Genomic DNA, 23833 nt, shown 5'->3' on the forward strand with positions numbered 1-23833 from the left:
ACCGAGAGTCATGTAACCCAGTAACAAATGGGTAGGGGTCAACGGCCGTTGACTCCTACAGAAACCTTCAAGGGAACAGGGAGTTAAGATTCATTAATTTTCGTCCAAACCCGCAGAACTTCCGCCACACTCCAAGCTTGAGCAAAACACCCTCTCGGAGTCATAGGAGCATCTCCATCAAAAATTTCGCTAATATTACCAATACAAGCATCATTAACATGGTTGGCCATCGGTTCTAGGAAACTTTTAGCCAGGTTGCGATCGCCATAAACCCGCCAATGGGCCTGAACAAAATGGCCAATTAACCACCCCCAGACAACGCCTTGATGATAACTGCCATCCCTTGACACTTGATCCCCTCCATAATGACCCTTATATTGATGATGGGTGGGACAAAGCGATCGCAGTCCATAGGAAGTAACCAAAGTTTTCGCCACCGTATCCACCACAGACTTTTGTTGTTCCATTTTTAACAATGGAGGGGCCGCGGGGGAGTCGGGTAAAGAAACCGCAAAAATTTGATTGGGACGCAAGGACTTATCGTGACCTGTCGGGGTATCTAATACATCATGACAGTATTTTAAGGAAGGATGCCAATAGCGTTGAAACCCTTTATGAGTATTTTGGGCCATGCGTTGATATTCCTGGGATGGATGCCCTAAAATCTCAGAAAACTCTACCATAATAATCAGGGCATTGTACCAGAGAGCGTTGACTTCAATGGGTTTGCCTTTACGGGGAGTGACAACCCAGTCCCCAACCTTTGCATCCATCCAAGTTAATTGAGTCTTCTCTTGGCCCGCATAGATAAGATGATCACTATCTAAATGGATATTATAGCGAGTTCCCTGACGATGCCAGTCGATGACTTCTTGCAGCAGGGGATAGAGATGGGTAAGAAGGGCGATATCATTGGTAGAGTCATAATAAGCTCGAATCGCTTCAAAATACCAAAGAATCGCATCTACTGTATTATATTGAGGGGTTTCATTATCATCAGGAAAGACATTGGGTAACATTCCCCCATCCAGATATTTGGCAAAGGTACTCAAAATATGATGGGCAATATCTGGCCGCCCTGTGGTTAAGGTTAACCCTGGTAAAGCGATCATCGTATCTCGTCCCCAGTCAGCAAACCAAGGATATCCCGCAATGATGGTTTTACCTTCAGGGTTATGGCTTAAAGGGCGATCGACAATAAACTGATCGGCGGCCAAAACTAATTGTTGCATCCAAGGAATGGAAAAAGAAGGACAACGGTTTAATAAGGCCGCTTCATAGTCATATCGCTCCTCTAAGGCCTGATGTCCTGTTAAGATGCTTTGAGGGTTAGTTGTTGCGACAATGGTTAAGGAGTCTCCAGGTTGCAAAGTTTGATTAAAAGTTGCAGCATTATAGTGATCATCTCGATCCCATAATCCTCGATATCTTTCCATGGCCAGATCAAAACCCAAATGCCAGTGATAATTCTGGGAAACTTCTGCCCCTTCCGCTAAGATATAGAAGGGGATCGCATCGGGAAAAGCCCTAACACACACCCCTTGGTTGATTTCACTAACAGACATTTTCCATTGGCCAGACTGGGTTGTCCCATGATGATCTCGGTAGTTAATTAAGGCTTTAATGGAAAGATGAAGACATTTGCTGCCCCGTTTAAAGTGATAACGAATATAGGTGGTATTGCTTCCCTGCTGCATCCAAATGCGCTTTTCAATCAACGCGTCCCCACAAGCAAAAGTCCAAACCGGAATTTTCCCCTCTAAGCGAAAACTTTCGATCTGTAAATAGCCATGAGGAGAGACGTTACCATCAAACCAGCGATTGGTAAAACAGGCATAAGTTTGATAATCATATTGAATGGTTTCGTCGAGTTTGGACAGGAGTAGGGTTCGCTTCAGGGGAGGATTTAACGCAGCGACTAACAACCCATGATAACAACGGGTTAATACTCCCGCAACTGTGCCACAACCATAACCCCCAATGCCATTAGTAATCAACCATTCCCGTGATTGGGCTATGTTTAAGTTACCGCAAATCTCTCGTCCATAGTTAAAGGTCATTATTTTTAATGGCTTAAATCTCCTCATCATCAAGATTGTATAAGGGTTTTACCCATGGGGTCTGTTATTTAAGTAAGTTTTATTATTGTTAAAAATTAATTAGATGTTTGGGCCAGGGAAAAAGGGGGGAATACAATGATTTTTGGTTAATATCCAAATTTATTTTTTCTTTTTTTTTGTGATATAATCACTTTACTAATAAGCTTAATATATGGTTGAGTAAAATGAATCAAACAATTGTTTTTGAATTCTCTCAAGAAGAAGATGGCGGATTTGTTGCAGAATGTTTAACGGAGGATATTTTTAGTCAAGGTGATAATTGGGAGCAACTGAAAGCTAATGTGAAAGAAGCAGTTAAAGGGTACTATTTTGATCAAAAAAAAGAATTAGCATTCCGAATCATAATCCTTTGAGGGTAGGAACACTTAATAGTATTTTAAGGGCTATTTATCTTCATAAACAGGTAAGTAAACAAGATATTTTAGATACTTTACAATGGTAATAAAATCAGCGAATTCTGCTGATTTTAGCGGCTTTAGCCCATGCTGCATAGACTCAAGGACAAAGACTAACAATATTTATGATAACTTAAGCCACGTCTCTATAAAATGTGTCTTTTGTCGGGGTAATTCATGAATTACCCCTACTCATTTGTCTACTCATTCCGATATCCTAGAAAAGAGTCAATTAACCTTACCCCATTGCTATCCTAATCTATGGTCATTAAATTTTTCAAGCGATCGCCTTCTATCCGCTACATTATCGCCCTTTTAACCCTTCTCTTACTCCTATGGGGCAATAGTCCCGTTTTGGCTCAAACGACTGCCCCTGAAACCCCTTCCTCATCTATTACCCCCTATTTAAACCGAGCCATTGAACGGGTTACAGAATTTAAGTTAGACAATGGTATGAAGTTCATTGTCATGGAAAATCATGATGCTCCCGTGGTTTCCTTTGTCACCTATGCCGATGTAGGGGGAACAGATGAACCAGATGGCAAAACAGGGGTCGCCCATTTTTTAGAACATTTAGCCTTTAAAGGAACCACAAAAATTGGTACGACAAACTATACTCAAGAAAGGCCTTTATTAGACCGTTTAGATCAATTATTTACCCAAAGGAAAGTAGCTAAGGCAGAGGGCAAAGAAGAATCAGCCCAAAAATTAGCCGAAACTTTTGAAAAAGTCCAAAATGAAGCTTCAGAATATATTGTACAAAATGCCTTTGGTCGCATTGTGGAAACCGCAGGAGGCGTTGGTATTAATGCGGCAACTTCAGCCGAGTCAACGGTTTATTTTTATAGCTTTCCGTCTAACAAATTAGAGTTATGGCTGTCCTTAGAATCAGAACGTTTCTTAGATCCGGTTTTTCGAGAATTTTATAAAGAACAAAATGTCATCTTAGAAGAACGTCGAATGCGGACAGAAAATAGCCCCATTGGACAGATGGTAGAAGCATTTTTAGGAACAGCTTTTACCGAACATCCTTATAAACGTCCAACCATTGGTTATAACAAAGATATTAGTAATCTCAACCGTGAAGATGTACAGCAATTTTTTAATACTTATTACGGCCCTGGTAACATCACAATTGCTATTGTCGGAGACGTAAAACCGGAACAAGTAAAACAGTTAGCAGAGGTTTATTTTGGTCGTTTTCCTGCTAAACCTGCCCCTCCCAAATTAACGAAAGTAGAACCGAAACAAACAAAAACTCGTGAAGTAACCTTAACTCTACCTTCTCAACCTTGGTATTTAGAAGGCTATCATCGTCCCGCTTTAAATCATCCCGATAATGCCATTTATGAAGTCATTGCTACTTTGTTAAGTTCCGGTCGGACTTCCCGTTTATATCAATCTTTAGTGCAAGATAAACAAGTTGCTTTAGTTGCTCAAGGATTTAATGGATTTCCTGGGGATAAATACCCGAATTTAATCTTATTTTATGCTCAAACATCTCCCAAAGCAACCGTTGATCAAGTCGCCGATGCCTTAGCTGTAGAAATTGAAAAATTGAAAACCCAACCCGTTTCTGACCAAGAATTAGAAAGGGTCAAAAATCAATTACGGGCCGGTTTATTGCGGTCACTTGATTCTAATTTAGGCATGGCTCGTGCCTTAACTGAATATGAGGTTAAAACTGGCAGTTGGCGCAATTTGTTTGACCAATTACAAGCCATTGAAGCAGTCAATGCTGCGGATATTCAACGAGTCGCCAAAGAAACATTTACTCCTGAAAATAAAACCATTGGTCGTATTTTATCCCAAACAAAACCCCCCACTGATAAGTAATAGTTAAGCCGCTTCTGTTTAAACTATGAAGATGTATCGAAAATTGACGACTAAACCACAAAAGACAAAGTTACTTAACCTATCCATGATCCAAAACTCACTGACTAAACGTTTTCGCTGGTTAGGCATCATTTTGATGACAACCTTGTTAATTTTACTATTTCGTTCACCAGCCATTGCCCAAACCCCTCGTCATTACAGCGACTTAACCTTTCCTCCTTTAAAGGAAATTTCCATCCCCGAATATGAACGCTATGAACTAGATAACGGAATGGTAGTCTATTTAATGCAAGATCATGAACTACCCTTAATTAAAGGAACCGCGATCATCCGCACTGGATCACGCCTGGAAGCAAATGATCGCGTCGGGTTAGCAGAAATTACGGGAACGGTGATGAGAAGCGGAGGAACAAAACAACATTCCCCGGCTGAATTAAACGAACTCCTAGAACAAAGGGCGGCCGAAGTTGAGACTGGTATCGGCACAACCTCCGGTAATGCAGGATTTAATACCCTCAGCGAAGACATTGATCTGGTTTTTAAACTGTTTAGTCAAGTCCTTCGAGAACCTGCATTTGACCCAACTCAATTACAGTTAGCAAAAAACCAAAAACGGGGAGAAATTGCCCGTCGTAACGATGATCCAGACGATATCGCCGGTCGAGAGTTACGGCAACTCATCTATGGGAAAAATAGTCCCTATGGCCGCATTGAAGAATACGCCACCCTTGATAATATTACCCGTGAAGATGTGATCGGCTTTCATCAAGCCTATGTACGTCCTGATAACATGATTTTGGGCATTGTGGGAGACTTTGACCCCAAAACCATGAAAACCCTGATTCAAGAAACCTTGGGAGACTGGAAACCTGCTACCCCTACCCCTGGGGTAAAGATTCCCTCCGCCACACAAAAATATGATTCAGGGGTCTTTCTCGTCAATCAACCCCAATTAAACCAAAGTAGCGTTTTGTTGGGTCATTTAGGGGGACAGCTTGATAATCCTGACTACCCTGCCTTAAGTCTGGTTAATGGGGTCTTAAATGGTTTTGGCGGTCGTTTATTTAATGATCTGCGATCGCGTCAAGGGTTAGCTTATACCGTGTATGGTTCCTGGAATGCGGCCTATGACTATCCAGGATTATTTGTCGCGGGAGGACAAACCCGTTCTGAAACGACTGTTCAGTTTATTAACTCTTTAATGAAGGAAATTGAACGGTTAAGAAATAGTCCCATTACCCCAGAAGAATTAAGCTATGCCAAAGAATCAATTTTGAATTCTTTTGTCTTTAAATTCGAGAACCCCAGTCAAACTTTATCCCGTTTGATGACCTATGAATATTATGGTTATCCCAAGGATTTTATTTTTAGTTATCAACAGGGAGTCAAAGCAACCACTATTGAAGATATTCAACGGGTTGCCCAAAAATATCTTCAACCGGAGCAAATTATTACCCTAGTTGTCGGGAATGAGGAAACGATTAATCCTCCTCTTTCTCAATTGGGAAAAACGGTTAAAATAGTTGATGTTACGATTCCTGAAGGGAATAAAAGTTAACCTTTTCTGGTTCTTAGGGGTAATTCATGAATTATCCCTACAGATTCCCCTTTAATTATCCAACTTTCTGTTCAATTATATGAGTTGAACTTACCCAAGCCCCAGTAGCATCATAACTACGAATTAATCGCTGACGTTCTGTTTCGTTTAATAACCAACCTACTTCGACTAAAAAAGGTTCTCTTAGTTGATATTTTAAGGGAGCATTACTGGATGTCCCGTCAGGCAAAAATAAAATTTCTCTAGGATTAATACCTTCATTAATTATCAATTTATTTCCTTCTATTTTTGCTTGTGATGTAATTGTTTGATTGCCAAAAGACAAGACAGTTTCTACATAAGTATCATCATTTTTTTTGATTTCCAAACAAGTCGAATAACTCTCATCAGGTCTTAAGTCTCGGTAAACAGTACAGGCGGTTCCTTGCCATTTTCCTAATAATTTTTCTAAGGTTAAAGGAGGACGTTCTTGGGCATTCGTACCGCTACGAAATTCCCGAATTAAGGTAATATTAGATAAGTCTCCTTGACGGTCATAAAGTTGAACGCAACGCAAGCGACGATCTTCATGAACAAAGCCAAATTCTGCCCCAAATTCAGCAAAAGGGGCTAATTGTAAGGAACCTTTAGAAAAAGCTCCTGTATCAAAAAAAATTGCCTGTTTACCGAGGTTACGATATTCTTCGGAATAGTCTTGAGTCGGGGTTTCATCATAACCACCAGGACCAAAACGACGGACTCTAAACTTTACTAATTGGTTATTATCTTGCCCTTCTAAACTAATAATTGAAGGAGTAGAACCCAGTAGATCACCATTGCCTGAAAATTTGGTAAATGATCCTTGCCATTCCCCAAGATTTTTAAGAAAGTTTTCCCACTTGCTGCCTATCATTATCCTATTGTTAATAATATTATAAATTATAAATATCTTAGCACAGTATGAAAGCTTTTTGCCTTGCTAATACGCATTTAAAATGCGTATTAGCTTACTATGCCCTCTACAGTTAGATTTATGATAAAAGATAAGGTGGGCATTGCCCACCCTACTTTTTCGAGCATCATTTTTAATGACAACTGTACTTCTCTTTATATTCCCACACTTCCCTCACTCATGAAAGTAATAAAGATACCGTGAAAAGTGAGGTTTATCTCCAAATAGCAACTTTAACAACAAAAATGTTGCTAAAGTATTGTAAGATGGTTATAGACTCAGGTTCAGTCCCCAGATGGCATCAACGTTTGAGATAGATTAAACCTGCTGACCGAGAGAACGTACTTGCGTATTACTTCAATTAACCGCATGAATAACCCAACCCTCGACAAAACCAGTTCAGAAACTTACCTAAACAACTTATTAAAACAGTGTCAAGCAAAGTCTTCTGTTATTGATGCTGAATATCTGCAAAACCTACAGAAAAATGCTGTTTCTCAAGTTAAAGAATTAAGTCTTCCTACTAAACGGGATGAAGAATGGCGATTTACTGATCTCTCTGAATTATATCAGCTAGAATTTACAGCAGCAAAATCCGCAACAGTTTCTCAAGAAATTGCTGATATCTTTATTTTACCTGAAACCCAAAAAAGCTGCATTGTTTTTGTCAATGGGCAATATGTTTCTGAGTTATCAAATGTTTCTGCTTTATCGACAGATATCTATGTCGGAAATTTAAGTAATCTTTCAGAATTACAAAAAAATAAAATTGTCAAGTATTTAGGAAAACAAGAAGGAGAAAGAGACGCTTTTACGGCATTAAATACGGCAGGAATTAACGATGCGGCGGTTATTTGGGTCAACCCTAATGTTATAGTTGAAAACCCCATTCAATTGTTATTTCTTGCCGTTGCTAATGATACTCCTACCCTCATTCAACCCCGTACCTTAGTAGTAGCAGAAACAGGGTCTAGTGTGTCCTTTGTTGAATATTATGGCAGACTTGAACAATGTTCTGATGTGCAACAAAATCAGCCCTATTTTACTAATTCTGTGACAGAAATTTGGTTAGAAGATAACGCCCAAATTAATCATAGTCGCATTCAGAGAGAATTAGCCGATAGCTTCCATATTGGTAAGAGTGCTATTACTCAAAATCAAGATAGTCGTTATACTTGTAATGAGGTAAATTTAGGCGCGAAATTATCTCGTCATACTCTACAAATTTGGCAAAACGGCAACCAGACAGAAACCCATCTTAACGGGTTAACCATGATTGATAATCAGCAAGTTTCAGATACTCATACTGCAGTTTTGCTCAATCATCCTTATGGTACTACTCATCAATTACATAAATGTATTATAGATGGTAATGGTCACGGTGTTTTTAATGGTAAAATTTTCGTTCCTAAACCTGCCCAAGTCACCAATGCCACCCAATTAAACCGGAACTTATTACTATCATCAAAAGCCCGTATTAATACCAAGCCAGAACTACAAATTACGGCGGATAATGTTAAATGTTCCCATGGGGCAACCATTAGTCAATTAGAAGCAGATGAACTCTTTTACCTACAGAGTCGGGGTTTAAATGAGACTGATGCCCGTCACCTTTTAATTGATGCCTTTGCCGCAGAAATATTAGAAAGAATTCCTCTAAATTCTTTGCGACAAAGACTGACTCAATGTGTTGCTTGTCGTACTGTAGATGCTTAATTAAGTATCGAACAAAACGAAAACTTCTGACTTCAAACTTCTGACTTCAAACTTCATTATGACTGCTATTAAAGAAAAAACCATCGCCGCCCAAGTTCGTGCAGATTTCCCAATTTTACACCAAGAAATTCACGACAAACCCTTGATTTATTTAGACAATGCTGCTACTTCTCAAAAACCTGTAGCGGTACTCGATGCGTTGCGGAATTATTACGAAAAAGACAATGCAAATGTTCATCGTGGGGCCCATACTTTAAGTGTCAGAGCAACAGAATCTTATGAAGGGGCAAGAGATAAGATAGCCAAGTTTATTAATGCGGCTTCTCGACAAGAAATTATCTTTACCAGAAATGCAACTGAAGCTATCAATTTAGTCGCCTATAGTTGGGGGTTAAATAACTTAAAACCAGGGGATGAAATTATCACCTCTGTTATGGAACATCACAGTAATATTGTTCCCTGGCAAATTGTGGCTCAAAAGACAGGGGCCGTCATTAAATATGTTCAATTAACCGACAATGAAGACTTTGATTTAGAATGCTTCAAATCTTTGTTATCTGAGCGAACAAAATTAGTTACAATTGTCCATGTTTCTAACACATTGGGTTGTATTAATCCCGTAGAAGAAGTCATAAACCTATCTCATAAATTTGGGGCAAAAATCTTAATTGATGCTTGTCAAAGTGTTCCCCATACTGCTATTGATGTACAAGAAATGGACTGTGATTGGTTAGTCGCAAGTGGACATAAAATGTGTGGCCCGTCAGGGATCGGTTTCTTATATGGAAAGCAAGCAATTTTAGAAGAAATGCCCCCATTTTTAGGCGGGGGAGAAATGATTAATGAGGTCTTTTTTGATGGGTTTACCTGTGGAGAATTACCCCACAAATTTGAAGCAGGAACCCCCGCCATTGGAGAAGCGATCGCTTTAGGGGCAGCCGTTGATTATTTAACAGAAATTGGCATGGATAATATTCATGCTTATGAGGAAGAATTGACCGCTTATTTGTTTAAAAAACTGGAACAAATTCCTAAGATTAGAATCTATGGGCCAAAACCAACAGAAGAAGGCAAAGGGAGAGCCGCCTTAGCTGCATTTAACATTGAAGGAATACACGGTAGTGACTTATCAACCATCTTAGATCATGAAGGCATTGCTATTCGTTCCGGTCACCATTGTACTCAACCCTTACACCGCTTATTTAATGCCTCTGGAAGTTGCCGAGTAAGTTTATATTTCTATAATACTCGTGAAGAAATTGATGCCTTTATTGTGGCATTACAAGAGACGATTGATTTCTTTATGAATATGATGGAATAACATCAAAATAGTCTAGTTTTTGCGGTGGGTATTACCCACCTTTTTTATTGATATAATAAAAATAAAAAGGAAACATCAACCTGTTCCTAAAACCCTATGCTTTTACTGCTCTTTCACCTTGGGGATGAAAAATACGCCATTGACAGTAAACAGGTGGTAGAAATTATCCCCCAAGTTTTGCTGAGAAAACTATACCAAGCCCCGAAATATGTGGCAGGAGTCTTTAACTATCGTGGTAAAATTGTGCCGGCCATTGATTTATGTCATCTAATTGGGGGTTATCCCTGTCGTCATTGCCTCAGCACTCGGATTATCATGGTAAATTATCCCATGCCTGATGCTACAACGCGCTACGTCGGACTGCTGGCAGAGCGAGTGACGGATACCATGTATAAACCCAAAAATGAGTGGATTCCCACAGAAGTCACTTCTGAGTCCACGACTTATTTAGGTGAAATGATTCCCGAAAAAGACGGGATGATTCAACGACTACGGGTAGAAAAATTACTGTCAGACTCCCAACGGACATGGCTTTTACCTGAAAACCGGTCACAATAACATGAATCAGCACCATCAGATGATCGAAGCGTTACTTAGCCAAAGAATGGGCTGGGAGGTGAGCAAAATTGGGTCACGTCAATTGGCCAAAGCTATTGCCACCCGTCAAAAAGCCTGTGGTTTTAGTGATCTTCCTCGTTATCTTGAACGCTTACAAGCTTCCGCCAAAGAATTTCAGGAATTAATTGAACAACTGGTTGTTAGAGAAAGTTGGTTTTTCCGCCATCGAGAAGCCTTTGTCTTGCTCCGTCACTACATTACCAACCAATGGCTGCCTCATCATCCTCAAGAAACCTTAAGGGTGTTAAGTATTCCTTGTTCCACAGGAGAAGAACCTTATTCCATTGCCATGACTTTACTGAATTCCCCCTTAGCACCTCAACAATTGCAGATTGAAGGGATGGATATCAGTCAAATCGCCCTAAGTTACGCTAAACAAGGGATTTACAGCAAAAATTCCTTTCGTAATCATGATTGGGTAGAGCATCAACAATTTTTTGAAAGCAAAGAAGAAAGCTATCAAATCTCTGAGTCCATTCGCCGTCAAGTGAAGTTTAGCAGCAAAAATCTCTTGGCCCCTTGGTTGCCGAATGATCCTCCCTATCATGTCATTTTTTGTCGTCATTTATTAATTTATTTAGATGAACCGGCCCGCGATCGCGTGATCAAGACCCTTGATCGCTTACTATGCAATCAAGGTCTGTTATTTGTGGGAGCAGTGGAAACCACCTTGATCAAATCACCGAATTTCCGCTTTATGGCCCATCCTTCAGCCTTTGCTTACCAAAAAATCCTCGCCCCATCTTCTCCGAAACCTTCTATTACTGATCCGCCTCTTCAAAGATTAACACCAATCAAAAAAACCCAAACATCTCAGCGCGTCTCCTTACCCCAACCCCCAGTCTCAGAACCTAAACTTTCTTTATTGGAAATGGCACGACAACTCGCTAATCAGGGAAAATTAAAAGAAGCGGCCCAGTCTTGTCATGACTATCTGAAACGCTCTCCTATTGATGCCTCTGCCTACTTATTATTAGGGGAAATTTATCAAGCGCAAGGGAATAATGAACAAGCGCAACGATATCTCCAAAAAGCCCTTTATCTCAAACCTAATTATCGTGAGGCTTTAGCGCATTTGGTCTTACTCAGAGAAAGTCAAGGGGATGTTCAAGGGGCGGCCGTTCTCAAAAATCGTATGCAACGACTAGATAATCTTTAAGGCTGAAATTATGAAGATCTACAAATCAATGTCTATTGAATCAAAATTGCTCGGATTACTGATTTTTTCAGCATTTGTCATGGGCGTGGGAGCCGTTGTCACTTGGGTGGGAATGTCCAAGCTCTATGCAGAAGTCAGGCAAATGGCCGAACAGGATCTTTCTTTGATCCAAAATTTGATTCAAATGCAGGAAAATCAACTGGCTCAAGTGGTGGATTTTGAACAGGCCTTAAGAGCAGGAATTAATACCACCAAAAATCCCAGCGATCAAACGAATTTTAACCAATCAAGGACTAATTTTCTGGATAAACAAAGTCGCGTAGGTAGTGCTATTGAAGCCTCTCAAAGTTTGATTCAAAAGCAAATTAAAGAAACGGATAATCAGTCAGATAGACAAAACTTTGAATCCATTGCTAAAAACTTAAATGAATATCAACAAAGTTATATTTATTATAATAACCAAGCTGAGCAAATGTTTAGTTTAATTATGAGTAATCAAGTGCCATCTGCTAAAATTGCTGCCATTAAAATTCAACCCTTACAAGAAGAACTCAAACAAGAAAATACTGAACTTTTACAACAGGTTGTTGGCCTGTCTCAAGAAGCAGCTAATATTGCCAAACGACACCAACAAAATACGGTGACAATTGTTTCTTTCACTTTCTTGGTTAGTATTATTGCTATTTTAAGTTTAGGTTATTGGATAACTCGTAATATTACCCGTTCATTAGGAACAGCAGTTCAGGTGGCTGAAGCGGTTTCTCTTGGTAATTTAACGGCGGAAGTCGAAGTAACATCTCAAGATGAAATTGGGCAATTATTAGAAGCTTTAAAAACGATGATTGAAAACCTCAATTCTCTCATTTCTAAGGTACAACATTCCGGGATTTCTATTACCAGTTCAACGACGCAAATGGCGGCTTCTCGAAAACAATTAGAAGCAACGTTAACGGAACAAATTGCCTCTACTAATGAAGTGACTACTACGGCCCAAGAAATTGCTAATACGTCAGAAGAATTAGTCAAAACCATGGAGCAAATTACGGAAATGTCCCAAGGTACAGCCCAAGCAGCAAGCCAAGGACAGCATGATTTAGGTAGGATGGAAACGACGATGCGGCAATTAGCCAACGCAACCACATCTATTGCGTCTAAATTGGGTGTTATGAGTGAAAAGGCACACAATATTAATAGTGTGGTTTTAACGATTACGAAGGTGGCTGACCAAACTAATTTACTCTCTCTTAATGCTGCTATTGAAGCAGAAAAAGCGGGAGAATATGGGGCTGGTTTTGCTGTTGTAGCGAGGGAAATTCGACGTTTAGCGGATCAAACTGCGGTGGCAACTTTGGAAATTGAACAGATGGTTAAGGAGATGCAATCTGCGGTTTCTACTGGTGTTATGGAAATGGATAAATTCAATAAGGAAGTGAGTAATAGTGTGGAAGATGTGGGGAGTATTAGTCATCAAATTGCCCAGGTAATTGAACAGGTACAAAGTATTACCCCTCGCTTTGAATTAGTCAGTAAAAGTATGGAAGAACAATCTCGCAGCGCACAACATATTCGGGAAGCAATGGAACAACTTAGTGAGGGTTCTGAACAAACCGCTTATTCTTTACATGATACTCATATTGTTCTCGAACAATTAGATGATGCTGCCCAAGGTTTACAAGCTGAAATTTCTGTATTTAAAGTAAAAAGTTAAGTTATCAAAGAGAGGGCGTATGCCATACGCCCCCGGTCCCAATTTGTCCGCTTGTAGGGGCGCAATGCTTGCTTCCTCTTGCTTGCACCCTCGTGTCTTCTTTAAACTTCTCTAGGTTCTAAAGCTTGACTCAACACACTAGAAACAAAAGAAAGAATTATTGAGCCAAATAAAGCATCCCAAAAGGAATTAATCTCAAATCCAGGAGTAAAATAAGAGACGAGAGAAAAAGAAATTGCATTGATAACAAATAAAAATAAACCCAGAGAAAGAAAGGTTAAAGGAAGGGTAAATAAAATAAGAATAGGGCGAACAACAGCATTAATTAATCCCATGACCAAAGCAGCGATCGCGGCTACCATCAGCCCTTTAATGATAATGCCTGGAACTAGATAAGCAGTAATCAATAATGACAGGGCAGTAATGATCCAAGTTAGTAAAAATTGTGACATAATCTTCGTCTTCGCAGATGTCGTTGTCACTCATAGTTTAACCCACCTCAGAGGGATTACGAGCAAGAGAAGGGGTTTTCTGTAATGTATGGATTTTCCCACTCAGATTAACCCCTTCTTCCGATTGTTCTAAAACTAAGAGGGGTGTGGGTTTCGCTTTTTGATCCCAATTCATATCAACCACATGGCCTTGAATGGCCGGTTGCCAATGCTGATTGTTGGTACTCGGAGACAAAAAAGTCTCAATACATTCGATAATTTGACTAACCGTAGCCGCACTCGCCTGAGTGGGTAACTTAGTTAATTTAATTTGAATACGAAACAAAATCCCTTTATTCCATTTGCCCTCTTGGGTTTCCACTTCGTAGGTGACATCAAAACTTTCATCAATTTGTCTGCCACCGGCCACAACTCCCGCCTGTACTCTGTCTGTATTTGGCCGTAGGGCGGTGCCGATTAACTGAGTGACTTTCATTTTAATTTGATTAACCACTACATAATGAAAAACTTCCTCATCCATTCGCATTCGCAAATAATCGAGATTAAATTCCCTAGCATGGACTAAGTCGGGGTTTTCCTCCATTTTTCTAATGGTAACTAGGGCTAATTTGAGCTTTTTCTTGAGATCTTTACTCTTAAATTGCTCAAAGGTGAGGGCTTTAGCTGTTTGATGCAGTTGCCATTTACCATAACTCACCAAGGCGATGAGTATGATTAACAGTGTCATTGTGCTAATCACCCAAGGTTGTCCACTGAGATAATTCGACTCAGCAGAAGGAGAGACAGAAAAGGATTGAGGACTTTCTGTGGTTTGTGCTAAAAGGGGTTGACCGAAAAACCATTGAGAAGACATAGGGATAGGGATGATAAACAAAGATTGTTTTGATATCTTAAGAATTCCCAAAAGTAGGGTCAGATCCATACATTCTTTAGGAAAATTCTTTTAAGTCTATCTTTTAGGGGAGGTTTGATGAAAAGATTTTTTCTCTGTTGTTGTTTGTTATTCTGTTTGAGTTTCTGGGGTTGTCAATCGGATTCTACTATTCCCCCTGAGCTTTCTCAATCTTCTCCTGAACCCACTACCAATCCAAAACCCATGAATGATCAGACTCAACCCCCCAATACAGTCATTACATCTGTGACTGAACAAATTGCTCAACAAACCGGCCTCAAAACTGATGTTTTACAAATTCAAGAAACTGAAGCAAAAACTTGGTCTGATGGCTGTTTAGGATTGGCTAAACCCGATGAATTCTGCACTCAGGCCTTAGTAGAAGGATGGCGGATTGTGGTGACGGATGGCCAACAAACTTGGGTGTATCGCACCGATCAAACCGGTCGGATTTTACGTCAAGAATCTTAAGGGTTACAGCTTACGGATTCAGATAAATTGGGGATCATCTCTCGTCCCTAAGTATATGTTCAAATTTTGACAATTTTGGCGACAATAACTAGGGGAAAATCTTGTTTCAATGATTAGGAATTCCTGAAATTCTCCCCCTGAGACAGAGGCAACTGATATCGTTAAGAGCGATAGGATTATTAATCTTTAGTTAGCTACATCACTATCTGAAATTTTTGACTTTGACACTCATCTGTAAGGAGTAATTATGGCAACATTATTAGAGCAACTGCGGAAATTTACCATTGTGGTTGCTGATACTGGGGATATTCAAGCTATTGAAACGTTTACACCCCGTGATGCCACCACCAACCCTTCTTTAATCACTGCAGCGGCCCAAATGCCGCAATATCAGTCCATTGTGGATGATACCCTGACAACGGCTAGAGCAGAATTGGGCAAAGAGGCCTCGGCCTCTGATGTGGTGACTTTAGCCTTTGATCGCTTGGCGGTGTCTTTTGGCTTAAAAATCCTCAAAATTATTCCTGGGCGTGTCTCGACAGAAGTCGATGCGAGATTATCCTATGATATGGAAGGAACCCTCGAAAAAGCCCATTATTTGATTTCTGAATATGAAAAAGCTGGGGTATCCCGCGATCGCATTTTGATCAAAATTGCTTCGACTTGGGAAGGGATTAAAGCGGCTGAAATCCTTGAAAAAGAAGGAATTCACTGTAATTTAACTCTCTTATTTGGGATGCACCAAGCGATCGCCTGTGCTGAGGCTAAAGTTACTCTTATTTCTCCCTTTGTGGGCCGCATTCTTGACTGGTATAAAAAGGAAACCGGAAAAGACTATGCCCCGGCAGAAGATCCCGGAGTGGTTTCAGTGACAAGCATCTACAATTATTACAAAAAATTTGGTTACAAAACCGAAGTGATGGGGGCAAGTTTCCGTAATATTGGCGAAATTTGTGAACTAGCAGGGTGTGATTTATTAACGATCTCTCCGAAGTTGTTAGAACAATTACAATCAACGGAAGAAGTATTACCTCGCAAGCTAGATCCAGATAAGGCAGCAACCATGGATCTTGAGAAAATTTCCTTGGATAAGGCCACATTTGATGAGATGCACAAGACAGATCGAATGGCCTATGACAAGCTAGATGAAGGAATTACTGGCTTTAGTAAAGCCTTAGAAAGCCTTGAAGAAATGCTCAAAGAAAGATTGGCCCGTCTTGAAGGAGATGTTACTGTCAATAATGCAGCTGCAGACATTTTCCGAGTCTATGATTTAGATGGAGATGGGTTTATTACCCGTGAAGAATGGGCCGGAACCGATTTAGTCTTTGATGCGATCGATATTAACCACGATGGCAAAATTACTCCCGAAGAAATGGCGGCCGGTTTAGGGGCGGCCATTAGTTTAACGGAAGCTTAAAAAGATAGGGTGGGCTTTTGCCCACCTTCCCTTGTCCGACATTAAGGAATAAGTTTACTGTTGCTGTTCAATCGCTTCAATCAGCGATCGCACTTCTGAGGTTCCTTCCGAAGCTTCAAAGGATGAAGGAAATTTGCCACTGGCGATCATTCGCAAGCCTAAAGGTGCAATACTTAATAACCCTTGTAAGTCTCGAAAATAATTGCCAACCACAAACACCCCAAATTTACGTTCATCAATCCATCCCCCTTGTTTCACTAAGTCGATCAAAACTTTGCGGTGACGGATGGCACGACTTGCCTGAGCATCCTTACGGTCTAAAATTTGTTGTTTGAGACGACTAATTTGATCCATGGGAGCAACTTCCATGGGACAGACTGCATTACAAAAATAACAACGGGTACAACCCCAAACCCCTTGGGTTCCTTGAGTATAATTTTCTAAGCGGGTTTCAATTTCTGTATCACGGGAGTCGGCCACCATCCGTTGTGCTTTGGCTAAGGCGTGGGGCCCCACAAAATCAGGGTTAACCGTTAGGGCATTACATTCCGAATAACAAGCCCCACACATGATACAGTTCCCTGTCTGATCAAGACGCGATCGCTCTTCGGGGGTCTGCAAAAATTCTTTTTCAGGAATTTTGCGTCCTTGGGTACTAACATAAGGATCTACCTTTTCTAGATTATCCCAAAAACCTGACATATCCACCACTAAATCTTTAATTACGGGCATATTGCCCAAAGGAGCGATGGTAATCGTTGGTAAGTCTTGCTGAGGAGAATGGGATAACATTTCTAATTCTTGGCCAACATTCTGCTTACACGCTAAGGCAGAACGACCATTAATTCTCATGCTACAACTACCACAAATGGTATTGCGACAATTTTTACGAAACGCTAAACCACCGTCTTGCTCCCATTTAATTCGATTAAGACATTCTAAAATCGTATTGCCAGGCTGAACCTCTAAGAAATAATTCTGGAACTGAGGCGCATTATTAGGCTGTTGTCGAAGAATTTTAAACAGGACTTGCATGGAAGCAATGAAGATAATTTTATTAGGAGACTTGCTCTTTTATTTTATTGTCTCAGGGAGTGGGACTGAACAGAATAAGTCTTAACTTAATACATTTTACAGATTCGAGGAAAGAAGTTTATTGTCTTCCCCCTCTTCCCACCCTTCCCACCCTTCCCCCTCTTCCCCCTCTTCCCACCCTTCCCTATTCTTGTCAAACAGATTAATGCGTAGTGCTATATTTTTAGACAAGTAGCATCCCCAAAAATCAGCTTTTAGCCTGGTCTGAAAACCATTTGGCCGATGTTTAGGAAATGCCTTGGCACGGATTGATTGGGCACTCAATCTGACCAGTCTGGCCACACTTATAGTGACTAAAAATCAAGCCTAGTCAAGTTTTGAGCATCTTTATCTCCGACTTTCTTGAGCTTCTTTTGAGAGTGAGTAACTAAAATCCTGGGGGATATTTCGGGGCAATTTGTCTGGAGAGGGGTCAGATGCCGTCAATTTCCCCCCCTTGAAGTCTACTCGAATCCAGTTCATAATTCTTGAAATTTTTTTGCTCAACTTAGGAATTTAACGCTATATTTTTGATATGATCAATAAAGATCAAGAAAATAAAGCAACCATCGAGATAAAATCAAGGAACATTGACAAGATCATGACAGACCCAAATCCTACTCCCTTAACAGGAAAGGCTCTACTTCAAAAAGTAAAAGAGTTGTCCCACTTGCCTCGGCGGGAAACAGCCAAGAAATGTGGTTATTACTCAGTGACAAAAGACGGCCAAACTCGCGTTAATTTAACCGACTTTTATGATGCTGTTCTCGGTGCTAAAGGCGTTCCTCTTGAGCCTGGCATGGCTAAAGATGGCCGAGGCCGTGAACCTACCTTCCGTGTCAGCGTTCATAAGAATGGTCAAATTGTCATCGGTTCCACCTATACTGAGCAGATGGGATTGAAACCAGGGGATGAATTTGAAATTAAATTAGGCTACAAGCACATTCACCTCAAACAACTCGATATTGAGGGTGAAGTCATAGATGAGGATGCGGCCTAATTCTCATTCATCTAAGGCTGAATATCAACCTGATGCCATAAAACTACATCGCAAAAGAAGGGTTAGTCTCTAAGCTTATCTTTACGATTGGCACAGGTTAAAAGTTTCAATTCTAATGACAGTGATACCCAAACATTTTGGGGCGGACTCTAGCTAAAAAGATATGTTATCGTCAGATGAGAATTCTTAGCTACTCTGCCCCTATGCTCTTCTTAATCCCTGTCAAAAATGTCTTAGCTCTTACTCCTAATGGGGTCAATTGGGAAGAAATGTTACTTCCCGACTTTGATCATTGGCTTAATAATTTGGAGAGACTTCCTTCTGGGAGTAAAATAGCTCTTTTCCTATTAGCTTGGGTAATTTTTTGGTTGCCCATTGCTTTGCCATTGGGAAAAAAGCTGCATTGGCAACCCTTCCAACCCCTAAGCGTAGCCCAAAAACTCCCTTTGTTAGTTCCTTTGTACCTAATTGTTCCCCTGTTGGCATGGTTTACCGTGATACTTGAAAGAACAACCCTATCTGATTATGGGTTATCCTGGCAACCTCATCTTTGGGTTTCTCTCGGTTTAGGCATTGTGATGGGGGTTGGGGGGTTAGGAATCATTTTTGGCTTAGAAAGTCGTTTGGGGTGGCTAAAATGGCATCCTGAGAACCGAATGAATCTAGGTAAGGTTGCGTTGCCGATTTTGGGTTTAGGATTATGGGTAGGGATCACAGAAGAATTTGTCTTTCGGGGAATTTTTCAAACTATCTTAGAACAAGATTATGAAAAATGGGTTGCTGCTATCATTGCCAGTAGTATTTTTGCCCTAGTCCATTTGTTATGGGAACGCAAAGAAACTGTACCTCAGTTACCTGGACTGTGGATCATGGGAATGGTTTTAGTGTTAGCTAGAATTGTTGATGGCGGTAGTTTAGGATTAGCCTGGGGACTCCATGCGGGTTGGGTGTGGGGGTTAGCATCCTTAGATACGGCGCAAATGATATCTTATCAAGATAAAAGTATTGAGTGGATGATTGGCATTAATAAGCAACCTTTAGCGGGTGTTATGGGAATTTTGTGTTTATTAGGAACAGGTTTAATTTTATGGCAATGGCCAATTATTAGGGACGGTTTAATCTAACAACAATGTCTTACATATTCTCTGAAAACAGGAGACAAATTAAAGAAAATATTCTCTTGATTAATTTGTCTGACTAAATAGCGTTGTTGTAGAGATTGTAAACTGTTCATGAAATCTGTTAAAGATAAATCTAAATTTTGCCTTAAATCTTCTCTAGATACAGGGTTATCAAATTTACTAAACTCTAAAATAAATTGCTGTTCTACGGGAGATAATCGATCAAATAACAGTCGAAAATGATATTGCATATTTTTGGTAATAACTAAACTATTCTCTGACAAAAAGTCAGAAACTTTCCCACTATAAATATCTTTGATTAAAATAGCAATATCTTTTAAATAAACTATATTACCTTCGTATAAATTGATTAATTCTAACCATCTATCCTCATCTTTTAAGGTTTTATTGTTAAGAATATCAACATTTTCTATTCCAAATAACTCCAAGCATTTAATGGGATATAATTCTTCATCTAAACAGTGCATTTCTGAACATTGTTCTGAACTGATTAATATAACATGACTTTGATGTTCAGCTTCTGTGATCATCTTAAATAAGTTTTGATAATTGTAGTATTCAAATTGATATTGTCCAGAAAACTGACTACTTACAAAGATATCTTGAACGTCATCTAGAACAATCAAACACTTTTTATCAATAAGTAAATCTAATAACTGTCTAAATTTATCATCTATGCTATCTTTAGGTTCTTGTTTACAAATATTCAATAAATCATCAAGAAGTAAATCTATATATTTAGGAAACTTTAGGTTTTTCCAGATAATAACTTCAAATTGTTCTAAGTTTAAATCAATAAATCTTTTAACTAAAGTTGTTTTACCAATTCCAGATAATCCTAAGACTGAGATTAGAGGAATATTTTGATTTAATATCCAATTAGATAAGTTTTTTAGTTCAGTTTCTCTATCATAAAAATGAATAATTCTAGGAGCAATGGTTAAATCATGATTAAGTAAGTAAGATTTTGTATCTGTTTTGCTTTTTGGATATTTGATATTGGGGAATTCTTGTGAACCAAAATTAAAGTTATGATTATTATTTTGTATAATAATTGGTGATGATGTTAATTGTAATCTTTCAAGAGTAGAACGAAAATTGCGCTTATTAATATCTTCCTCCAATTGTTCAGATAAAAGTTGCCATAATTTATAACCCACATCTCCCACATGATTTTTAGTGACATGACACTTATCGGCAATACTATCATAAGTTTGTCGTTCCCAAGTTCCCTGGACTACAGACTTTTGAACATGATCTAAATGCTTTCCTGTTTGTTCAAAAACCAACTTATCCACAAATTGTAACACTTCATTTACACTCATAGAAACTATACATCATCAAGATTTCATTCATTATAGCTGAACTTTATCCGATCTTTTCCGTTATTTACTTAAAATTTTGTAATAAAAACTCCAGGTTAAATCAGGTTCTTTCGGGGTTGTCAACTTCTTAAAATCTTTGTCATGATGGAATGTAATTAAGTAAGACAGCCAAAACACCTGTCATATCTTATTAAGTGATATCCAATATTATTAGTTGTGAACAAGTTGAACAGAGGTACAAAATGGCTACATTTGTTTTAAGTGGGACGGAACTTGATTCTAAAAAGTCACAAGCGAAATCAAGGATAGCTAATGCGCTTGGTTCAGGTGTAAAAATTTCAGGAGATACAATAGAAGTAACATATAGCATTGACGCACCCAAAGTTGCCCAAATTTTGAATGAAGAGGGTGTAAGTTATTCGGGGGGATAAATTTTCCAAACAGACTCAACATTTTCTTTTTTATTGTACCACTGATATTCAAAACTACCATGATTAGGAGTTCTAACTTATGAGCATCTACGGAAAACAAGCAATAGTTTTTCAAAAACAATATAGTGATATTGAGGACAAAGTCGTTATGCTTCAAGTTAGTGTTAACAGTATAACAGTTGAAGTGAAAACCGTAAGTCCTCTTGGATTTAAAGGAAACGATTTAAACAATAAAATTAATTATTTGAAAGTGGATGCGGAAAAGTTAAGGCATGAAGTATCAGTAACTAATAATAATGTTAATAAGATTGTTAATGATGGTAGTGCCAGCATCGATGAATCAGAGCGTTCTATGTTTGAAGGATTAAATAAACAAGTTGATGATCTTAACCGGAGTATTTTTAAAATCAGTAATCAATTGGAAGAAACCAAAACTGAATTGATAAATAAAAATATCTGGGCTGCACTTCTTGACATTATTTCAGATGTGATTAATGTTTTTAACAAAGTTGCTCTTATATCAATAAAATATGTTGTAATTCCAGTTTTTAAGAAATTACCACAAGAAATCAAAAAACCTGCTATTGGATTTTTCGGGAATATACAAAAATTATTGACTGGTGGAAAACCTCCGAAAAGATAATCAAATCTTTCTGTAAATTATTTATTGTCTGAGGATACAAATATGTCTATTGAACACACAAATCAAGAAAGGAGAAATCCTTATGACAAAAAACTACGACAGTGGGAAGAAGAAGTTATTCAAATAGAAAATTTTATTGGTGAACTCCCTGACGCTAATATTATCAAGGCTACTTGTTCTTTGTTATATCAATTAATTAATCATAGCTCTGATATTGATCTTGTGGCAGAAAAACAAGAGAAATTGGAAAAGATTAAAGCGGGAGTTCAAAAGATGAAAGACACATTGTCCTATGCTATCTTGGATGATCCTTCTAATAATGATTTTGATAGCTACATAGAAAGACTTGTTAAATTACAGATTAAGATTGATCTTTTAAGTGACCAGCTTTCAGAAAAAGATTTGAAAAAATACATGAGGTATATGTTGAATAACGAATCCTGATCTTGTCGGGTGCATTAACGAAGTATAATGCGCCTCGAATACTAATTTAGTTTATAGTGCGAAAGTTTTATATATGGTTCACTTAATTGTTACATTTGTGAGGTTTTTAATCGCTATTGCAGTAACAGCTTTTTTGTTATTTCTTTTCCCCATCGAGATATTAATTCGCTTAACGTTCACCATCATAACTTCGGTTTTTTCAAGAAGAGGGGCAGAAGAGATTTGGGAAGGTTTTCTAGCATTATTTGCAAGAATTCCTGAATTATGGTACTGGGTATTTAACGATGATTAAGTTAGCTTTTCACAAGGATAACTCCCTTTTACTTATCACACCAAATCCTGTTTTGAAAAACTGATTATTTAAAATCCTTCAACCCTTGTAGAGACGTTGCTTGCAACGTCTCTACCTCTACGTTAATAGTCTAACTAAACCGGATTTGGTATCATACAATCCTGAAGATATAGTATTCCAAAATAGAAATACTAAACAAGTGAGCTATTAAGCTTCTTTAATACATCTTCGGTTAAAATAGCTAATTGCTCTAATTGTTCTTTTAATTGATTAGCTTGTTGTTGATAGTTTAACTTTTTTTGTAATGCAGCACGGGCCAAATCATCGCGGTTACGTCTTACTGCTTCTTGTGCAACTTTTTGCCAGGTTTCTTGTTCTTTTATCGCTTGTTTATATTTAGGTTGAATATCATCCCAAACCGTTTTAAGATCTCCTAATGCACTGTTTAATAAAGCTTGAGCAGTTTGAGAATCAGTATCTTGTAAGGCATTTTTTAAAGGATCATATAAATTACTAACTTTGATTTTTTTGAGAGCAGGAATAAAACTCTCAATTTGTTTACTATAACTCATTCCCGTTTTACACCAGGTTGCAAAATGTTCACAGTTATTAAACAATAAATTATATTTTTTTTCTCCCAAACGACTTTTAGCACGACTAACGACAACATCAGCAATAAAACAAAAACTATCAGGATATTGTCGTAAATAAATGGGGTTTCCTCTCGTAAAGGTTGCTAAAGAAGTGCATTCAACTACTTCACTCGGTTTTCTATAGTGAATAATTGTCCCATCTCCACAGTCAATGCCATGATGTTCATAAACCCCTTCTAGGTTCATTAATTCTCGATAAACATAGAGTTGATCGCCCTGTGCCATAATTAAA

General features: G+C 38.7%; 22 protein-coding genes. 15 read left to right on the forward strand and 7 right to left on the reverse strand.

What is annotated here, in order from left to right:
* Positions 1-83: 83 nt before the first annotated feature.
* A complete protein-coding gene (locus VB715_RS00460; protein WP_323299231.1) occupies positions 84-2060 on the reverse strand; it encodes an amylo-alpha-1,6-glucosidase in 1977 nt (658 codons plus the stop codon).
* A 224-nt stretch (positions 2061-2284) separates the two neighbouring features.
* On the opposite strand from VB715_RS00460, the gene VB715_RS00465 reads away from it, so the two are divergent.
* The 3 genes from VB715_RS00465 to VB715_RS00475 all read left to right on the forward strand — a co-directional run bounded on the left by VB715_RS00465 (position 2285) and on the right by VB715_RS00475 (position 5909).
* Positions 2285-2473, forward strand: coding sequence for a 2-phospho-L-lactate guanylyltransferase (locus VB715_RS00465; RefSeq protein ID WP_323299232.1), 189 nt, complete (start codon positions 2285-2287; stop codon positions 2471-2473).
* A 303-nt stretch (positions 2474-2776) separates the two neighbouring features.
* Entirely contained in the window at positions 2777-4351 is a 1575-nt protein-coding gene (locus VB715_RS00470; RefSeq protein WP_323299233.1) for a pitrilysin family protein, read from the forward strand.
* Positions 4352-4451: 100 nt separating this feature from the next.
* Positions 4452-5909: a pitrilysin family protein gene (locus tag VB715_RS00475; RefSeq protein ID WP_323299722.1), complete on the forward strand. Its 1458-nt coding sequence runs from the start codon at positions 4452-4454 to the stop codon at positions 5907-5909.
* Between the two features lie 55 nt (positions 5910-5964).
* On the opposite strand, the gene VB715_RS00480 is transcribed toward VB715_RS00475, so the two are convergent.
* Positions 5965-6801, reverse strand: coding sequence for a DUF3598 family protein (locus VB715_RS00480; protein ID WP_323299234.1), 837 nt, complete (start codon positions 6799-6801; stop codon positions 5965-5967).
* Between the two features lie 408 nt (positions 6802-7209).
* Here VB715_RS00480 and sufD point away from each other — a divergent pair, with 408 nt between their 5' ends.
* The 5 genes from sufD to VB715_RS00505 all read left to right on the forward strand — a co-directional run bounded on the left by sufD (position 7210) and on the right by VB715_RS00505 (position 13362).
* Entirely contained in the window at positions 7210-8556 is a 1347-nt protein-coding gene (gene sufD / locus VB715_RS00485) for a Fe-S cluster assembly protein SufD (protein WP_323299723.1), read from the forward strand.
* Positions 8557-8614: 58 nt separating this feature from the next.
* Positions 8615-9877 (forward strand): SufS family cysteine desulfurase, encoded by a 1263-nt coding sequence (locus VB715_RS00490; RefSeq protein WP_323299235.1) that lies wholly within the window; start codon positions 8615-8617, stop codon positions 9875-9877.
* Positions 9878-9973: 96 nt separating this feature from the next.
* A complete protein-coding gene (locus VB715_RS00495; protein WP_323299236.1) occupies positions 9974-10435 on the forward strand; it encodes a chemotaxis protein CheW in 462 nt (153 codons plus the stop codon).
* A 1-nt stretch (position 10436) separates the two neighbouring features.
* On the forward strand, positions 10437-11654 hold the full coding sequence (locus VB715_RS00500) for a CheR family methyltransferase (RefSeq protein ID WP_323299237.1): 1218 nt from the start codon (positions 10437-10439) through the stop codon (positions 11652-11654).
* Positions 11655-11682: 28 nt separating this feature from the next.
* The gene (locus tag VB715_RS00505; protein ID WP_323299238.1) at positions 11683-13362 is read left to right on the forward strand and encodes a methyl-accepting chemotaxis protein; all 1680 of its coding nucleotides are present in this window, start codon (positions 11683-11685) and stop codon (positions 13360-13362) included.
* A gap of 101 nt (positions 13363-13463) precedes the next feature.
* On the opposite strand, the gene VB715_RS00510 is transcribed toward VB715_RS00505, so the two are convergent.
* Both VB715_RS00510 and VB715_RS00515 read right to left on the reverse strand, forming a co-directional pair.
* Complete coding sequence (locus tag VB715_RS00510) at positions 13464-13814, reverse strand: phage holin family protein (RefSeq protein WP_323299239.1); 351 nt, start codon at positions 13812-13814, stop codon at positions 13464-13466.
* A 37-nt stretch (positions 13815-13851) separates the two neighbouring features.
* Positions 13852-14667: a hypothetical protein gene (locus VB715_RS00515; protein ID WP_323299240.1), complete on the reverse strand. Its 816-nt coding sequence runs from the start codon at positions 14665-14667 to the stop codon at positions 13852-13854.
* A gap of 117 nt (positions 14668-14784) precedes the next feature.
* Between VB715_RS00515 and VB715_RS00520 the strand changes: the two genes are divergently transcribed.
* Positions 14785-15177, forward strand: a complete 393-nt coding sequence (locus VB715_RS00520; RefSeq protein WP_323299241.1) for a hypothetical protein — start codon at positions 14785-14787, stop codon at positions 15175-15177.
* Between the two features lie 247 nt (positions 15178-15424).
* Positions 15425-16597 carry a transaldolase gene (locus tag VB715_RS00525; RefSeq protein WP_323299242.1) on the forward strand — a complete coding sequence of 391 codons (1173 nt, stop codon included), beginning with the start codon at positions 15425-15427 and terminating at the stop codon, positions 16595-16597.
* A 54-nt stretch (positions 16598-16651) separates the two neighbouring features.
* On the opposite strand, the gene VB715_RS00530 is transcribed toward VB715_RS00525, so the two are convergent.
* A complete protein-coding gene (locus tag VB715_RS00530) occupies positions 16652-17632 on the reverse strand; it encodes a succinate dehydrogenase/fumarate reductase iron-sulfur subunit (protein ID WP_323299243.1) in 981 nt (326 codons plus the stop codon).
* A 640-nt stretch (positions 17633-18272) separates the two neighbouring features.
* Here VB715_RS00530 and VB715_RS00535 point away from each other — a divergent pair.
* Together VB715_RS00535 and VB715_RS00540 are read left to right on the forward strand one after the other, a co-directional pair.
* Entirely contained in the window at positions 18273-18671 is a 399-nt protein-coding gene (locus tag VB715_RS00535; protein ID WP_323299244.1) for an AbrB family transcriptional regulator, read from the forward strand.
* Positions 18672-18940: 269 nt separating this feature from the next.
* On the forward strand, positions 18941-19795 hold the full coding sequence (locus tag VB715_RS00540; protein WP_416336900.1) for a type II CAAX prenyl endopeptidase Rce1 family protein: 855 nt from the start codon (positions 18941-18943) through the stop codon (positions 19793-19795).
* On the opposite strand, the gene VB715_RS00545 is transcribed toward VB715_RS00540, so the two are convergent.
* Positions 19792-21138 (reverse strand): ATP-binding protein, encoded by a 1347-nt coding sequence (locus VB715_RS00545; protein WP_323299246.1) that lies wholly within the window; start codon positions 21136-21138, stop codon positions 19792-19794. The two genes, VB715_RS00540 and VB715_RS00545, sit on opposite strands and share 4 nt — an antisense overlap.
* A gap of 242 nt (positions 21139-21380) precedes the next feature.
* Between VB715_RS00545 and VB715_RS00550 the strand changes: the two genes are divergently transcribed.
* From VB715_RS00550 to VB715_RS00560, 3 genes are all read left to right on the forward strand, one after another.
* On the forward strand, positions 21381-21569 hold the full coding sequence (locus VB715_RS00550) for a hypothetical protein (RefSeq protein ID WP_323299247.1): 189 nt from the start codon (positions 21381-21383) through the stop codon (positions 21567-21569).
* 79 nt (positions 21570-21648) lie between these two features.
* Entirely contained in the window at positions 21649-22212 is a 564-nt protein-coding gene (locus tag VB715_RS00555; RefSeq protein WP_323299248.1) for a hypothetical protein, read from the forward strand.
* 42 nt (positions 22213-22254) lie between these two features.
* Positions 22255-22656, forward strand: coding sequence for a hypothetical protein (locus tag VB715_RS00560; protein ID WP_323299249.1), 402 nt, complete (start codon positions 22255-22257; stop codon positions 22654-22656).
* A gap of 483 nt (positions 22657-23139) precedes the next feature.
* Here VB715_RS00560 and VB715_RS00565 read toward each other — a convergent pair whose 3' ends face one another.
* Positions 23140-23826, reverse strand: coding sequence for a lecithin retinol acyltransferase family protein (locus VB715_RS00565; RefSeq protein ID WP_323299250.1), 687 nt, complete (start codon positions 23824-23826; stop codon positions 23140-23142).
* Between the last annotated feature and the right edge of the window lie 7 nt (positions 23827-23833).

Origin of the sequence: Crocosphaera sp. UHCC 0190, from assembly GCF_034932065.1 — a bacterium.
Taxonomy (GTDB): Bacteria; Cyanobacteriota; Cyanobacteriia; order Cyanobacteriales; family Microcystaceae; genus UHCC-0190.

What these genes read in the sequence shown, in the direction of transcription:
- VB715_RS00525 (WP_323299242.1), top strand. Translation starts at nt 15,425, where the DNA reads ATGGCAACATTATTAGAGCAACTGCGGAAATTTACCATTGTGGTTGCT.
- VB715_RS00550 (WP_323299247.1), top strand. Translation starts at nt 21,381, where the DNA reads ATGGCTACATTTGTTTTAAGTGGGACGGAACTTGATTCTAAAAAGTCA.
- VB715_RS00480 (WP_323299234.1), bottom strand. Translation starts at nt 6,801, where the DNA reads ATGATAGGCAGCAAGTGGGAAAACTTTCTTAAAAATCTTGGGGAATGG.
- VB715_RS00515 (WP_323299240.1), bottom strand. Translation starts at nt 14,667, where the DNA reads ATGTCTTCTCAATGGTTTTTCGGTCAACCCCTTTTAGCACAAACCACA.
- VB715_RS00460 (WP_323299231.1), bottom strand. Translation starts at nt 2,060, where the DNA reads ATGACCTTTAACTATGGACGAGAGATTTGCGGTAACTTAAACATAGCC.
- VB715_RS00560 (WP_323299249.1), top strand. Translation starts at nt 22,255, where the DNA reads ATGTCTATTGAACACACAAATCAAGAAAGGAGAAATCCTTATGACAAA.
- VB715_RS00505 (WP_323299238.1), top strand. Translation starts at nt 11,683, where the DNA reads ATGTCTATTGAATCAAAATTGCTCGGATTACTGATTTTTTCAGCATTT.
- VB715_RS00510 (WP_323299239.1), bottom strand. Translation starts at nt 13,814, where the DNA reads ATGTCACAATTTTTACTAACTTGGATCATTACTGCCCTGTCATTATTG.
- VB715_RS00555 (WP_323299248.1), top strand. Translation starts at nt 21,649, where the DNA reads ATGAGCATCTACGGAAAACAAGCAATAGTTTTTCAAAAACAATATAGT.
- VB715_RS00520 (WP_323299241.1), top strand. Translation starts at nt 14,785, where the DNA reads ATGAAAAGATTTTTTCTCTGTTGTTGTTTGTTATTCTGTTTGAGTTTC.
- sufD (WP_323299723.1), top strand. Translation starts at nt 7,210, where the DNA reads ATGAATAACCCAACCCTCGACAAAACCAGTTCAGAAACTTACCTAAAC.
- VB715_RS00535 (WP_323299244.1), top strand. Translation starts at nt 18,273, where the DNA reads ATGACAGACCCAAATCCTACTCCCTTAACAGGAAAGGCTCTACTTCAA.
- VB715_RS00490 (WP_323299235.1), top strand. Translation starts at nt 8,615, where the DNA reads ATGACTGCTATTAAAGAAAAAACCATCGCCGCCCAAGTTCGTGCAGAT.
- VB715_RS00530 (WP_323299243.1), bottom strand. Translation starts at nt 17,632, where the DNA reads ATGCAAGTCCTGTTTAAAATTCTTCGACAACAGCCTAATAATGCGCCT.
- VB715_RS00545 (WP_323299246.1), bottom strand. Translation starts at nt 21,138, where the DNA reads ATGAGTGTAAATGAAGTGTTACAATTTGTGGATAAGTTGGTTTTTGAA.
- VB715_RS00495 (WP_323299236.1), top strand. Translation starts at nt 9,974, where the DNA reads ATGCTTTTACTGCTCTTTCACCTTGGGGATGAAAAATACGCCATTGAC.
- VB715_RS00540 (WP_416336900.1), top strand. Translation starts at nt 18,941, where the DNA reads ATGTTACTTCCCGACTTTGATCATTGGCTTAATAATTTGGAGAGACTT.
- VB715_RS00565 (WP_323299250.1), bottom strand. Translation starts at nt 23,826, where the DNA reads ATGGCACAGGGCGATCAACTCTATGTTTATCGAGAATTAATGAACCTA.
- VB715_RS00465 (WP_323299232.1), top strand. Translation starts at nt 2,285, where the DNA reads ATGAATCAAACAATTGTTTTTGAATTCTCTCAAGAAGAAGATGGCGGA.
- VB715_RS00470 (WP_323299233.1), top strand. Translation starts at nt 2,777, where the DNA reads ATGGTCATTAAATTTTTCAAGCGATCGCCTTCTATCCGCTACATTATC.
- VB715_RS00500 (WP_323299237.1), top strand. Translation starts at nt 10,437, where the DNA reads ATGAATCAGCACCATCAGATGATCGAAGCGTTACTTAGCCAAAGAATG.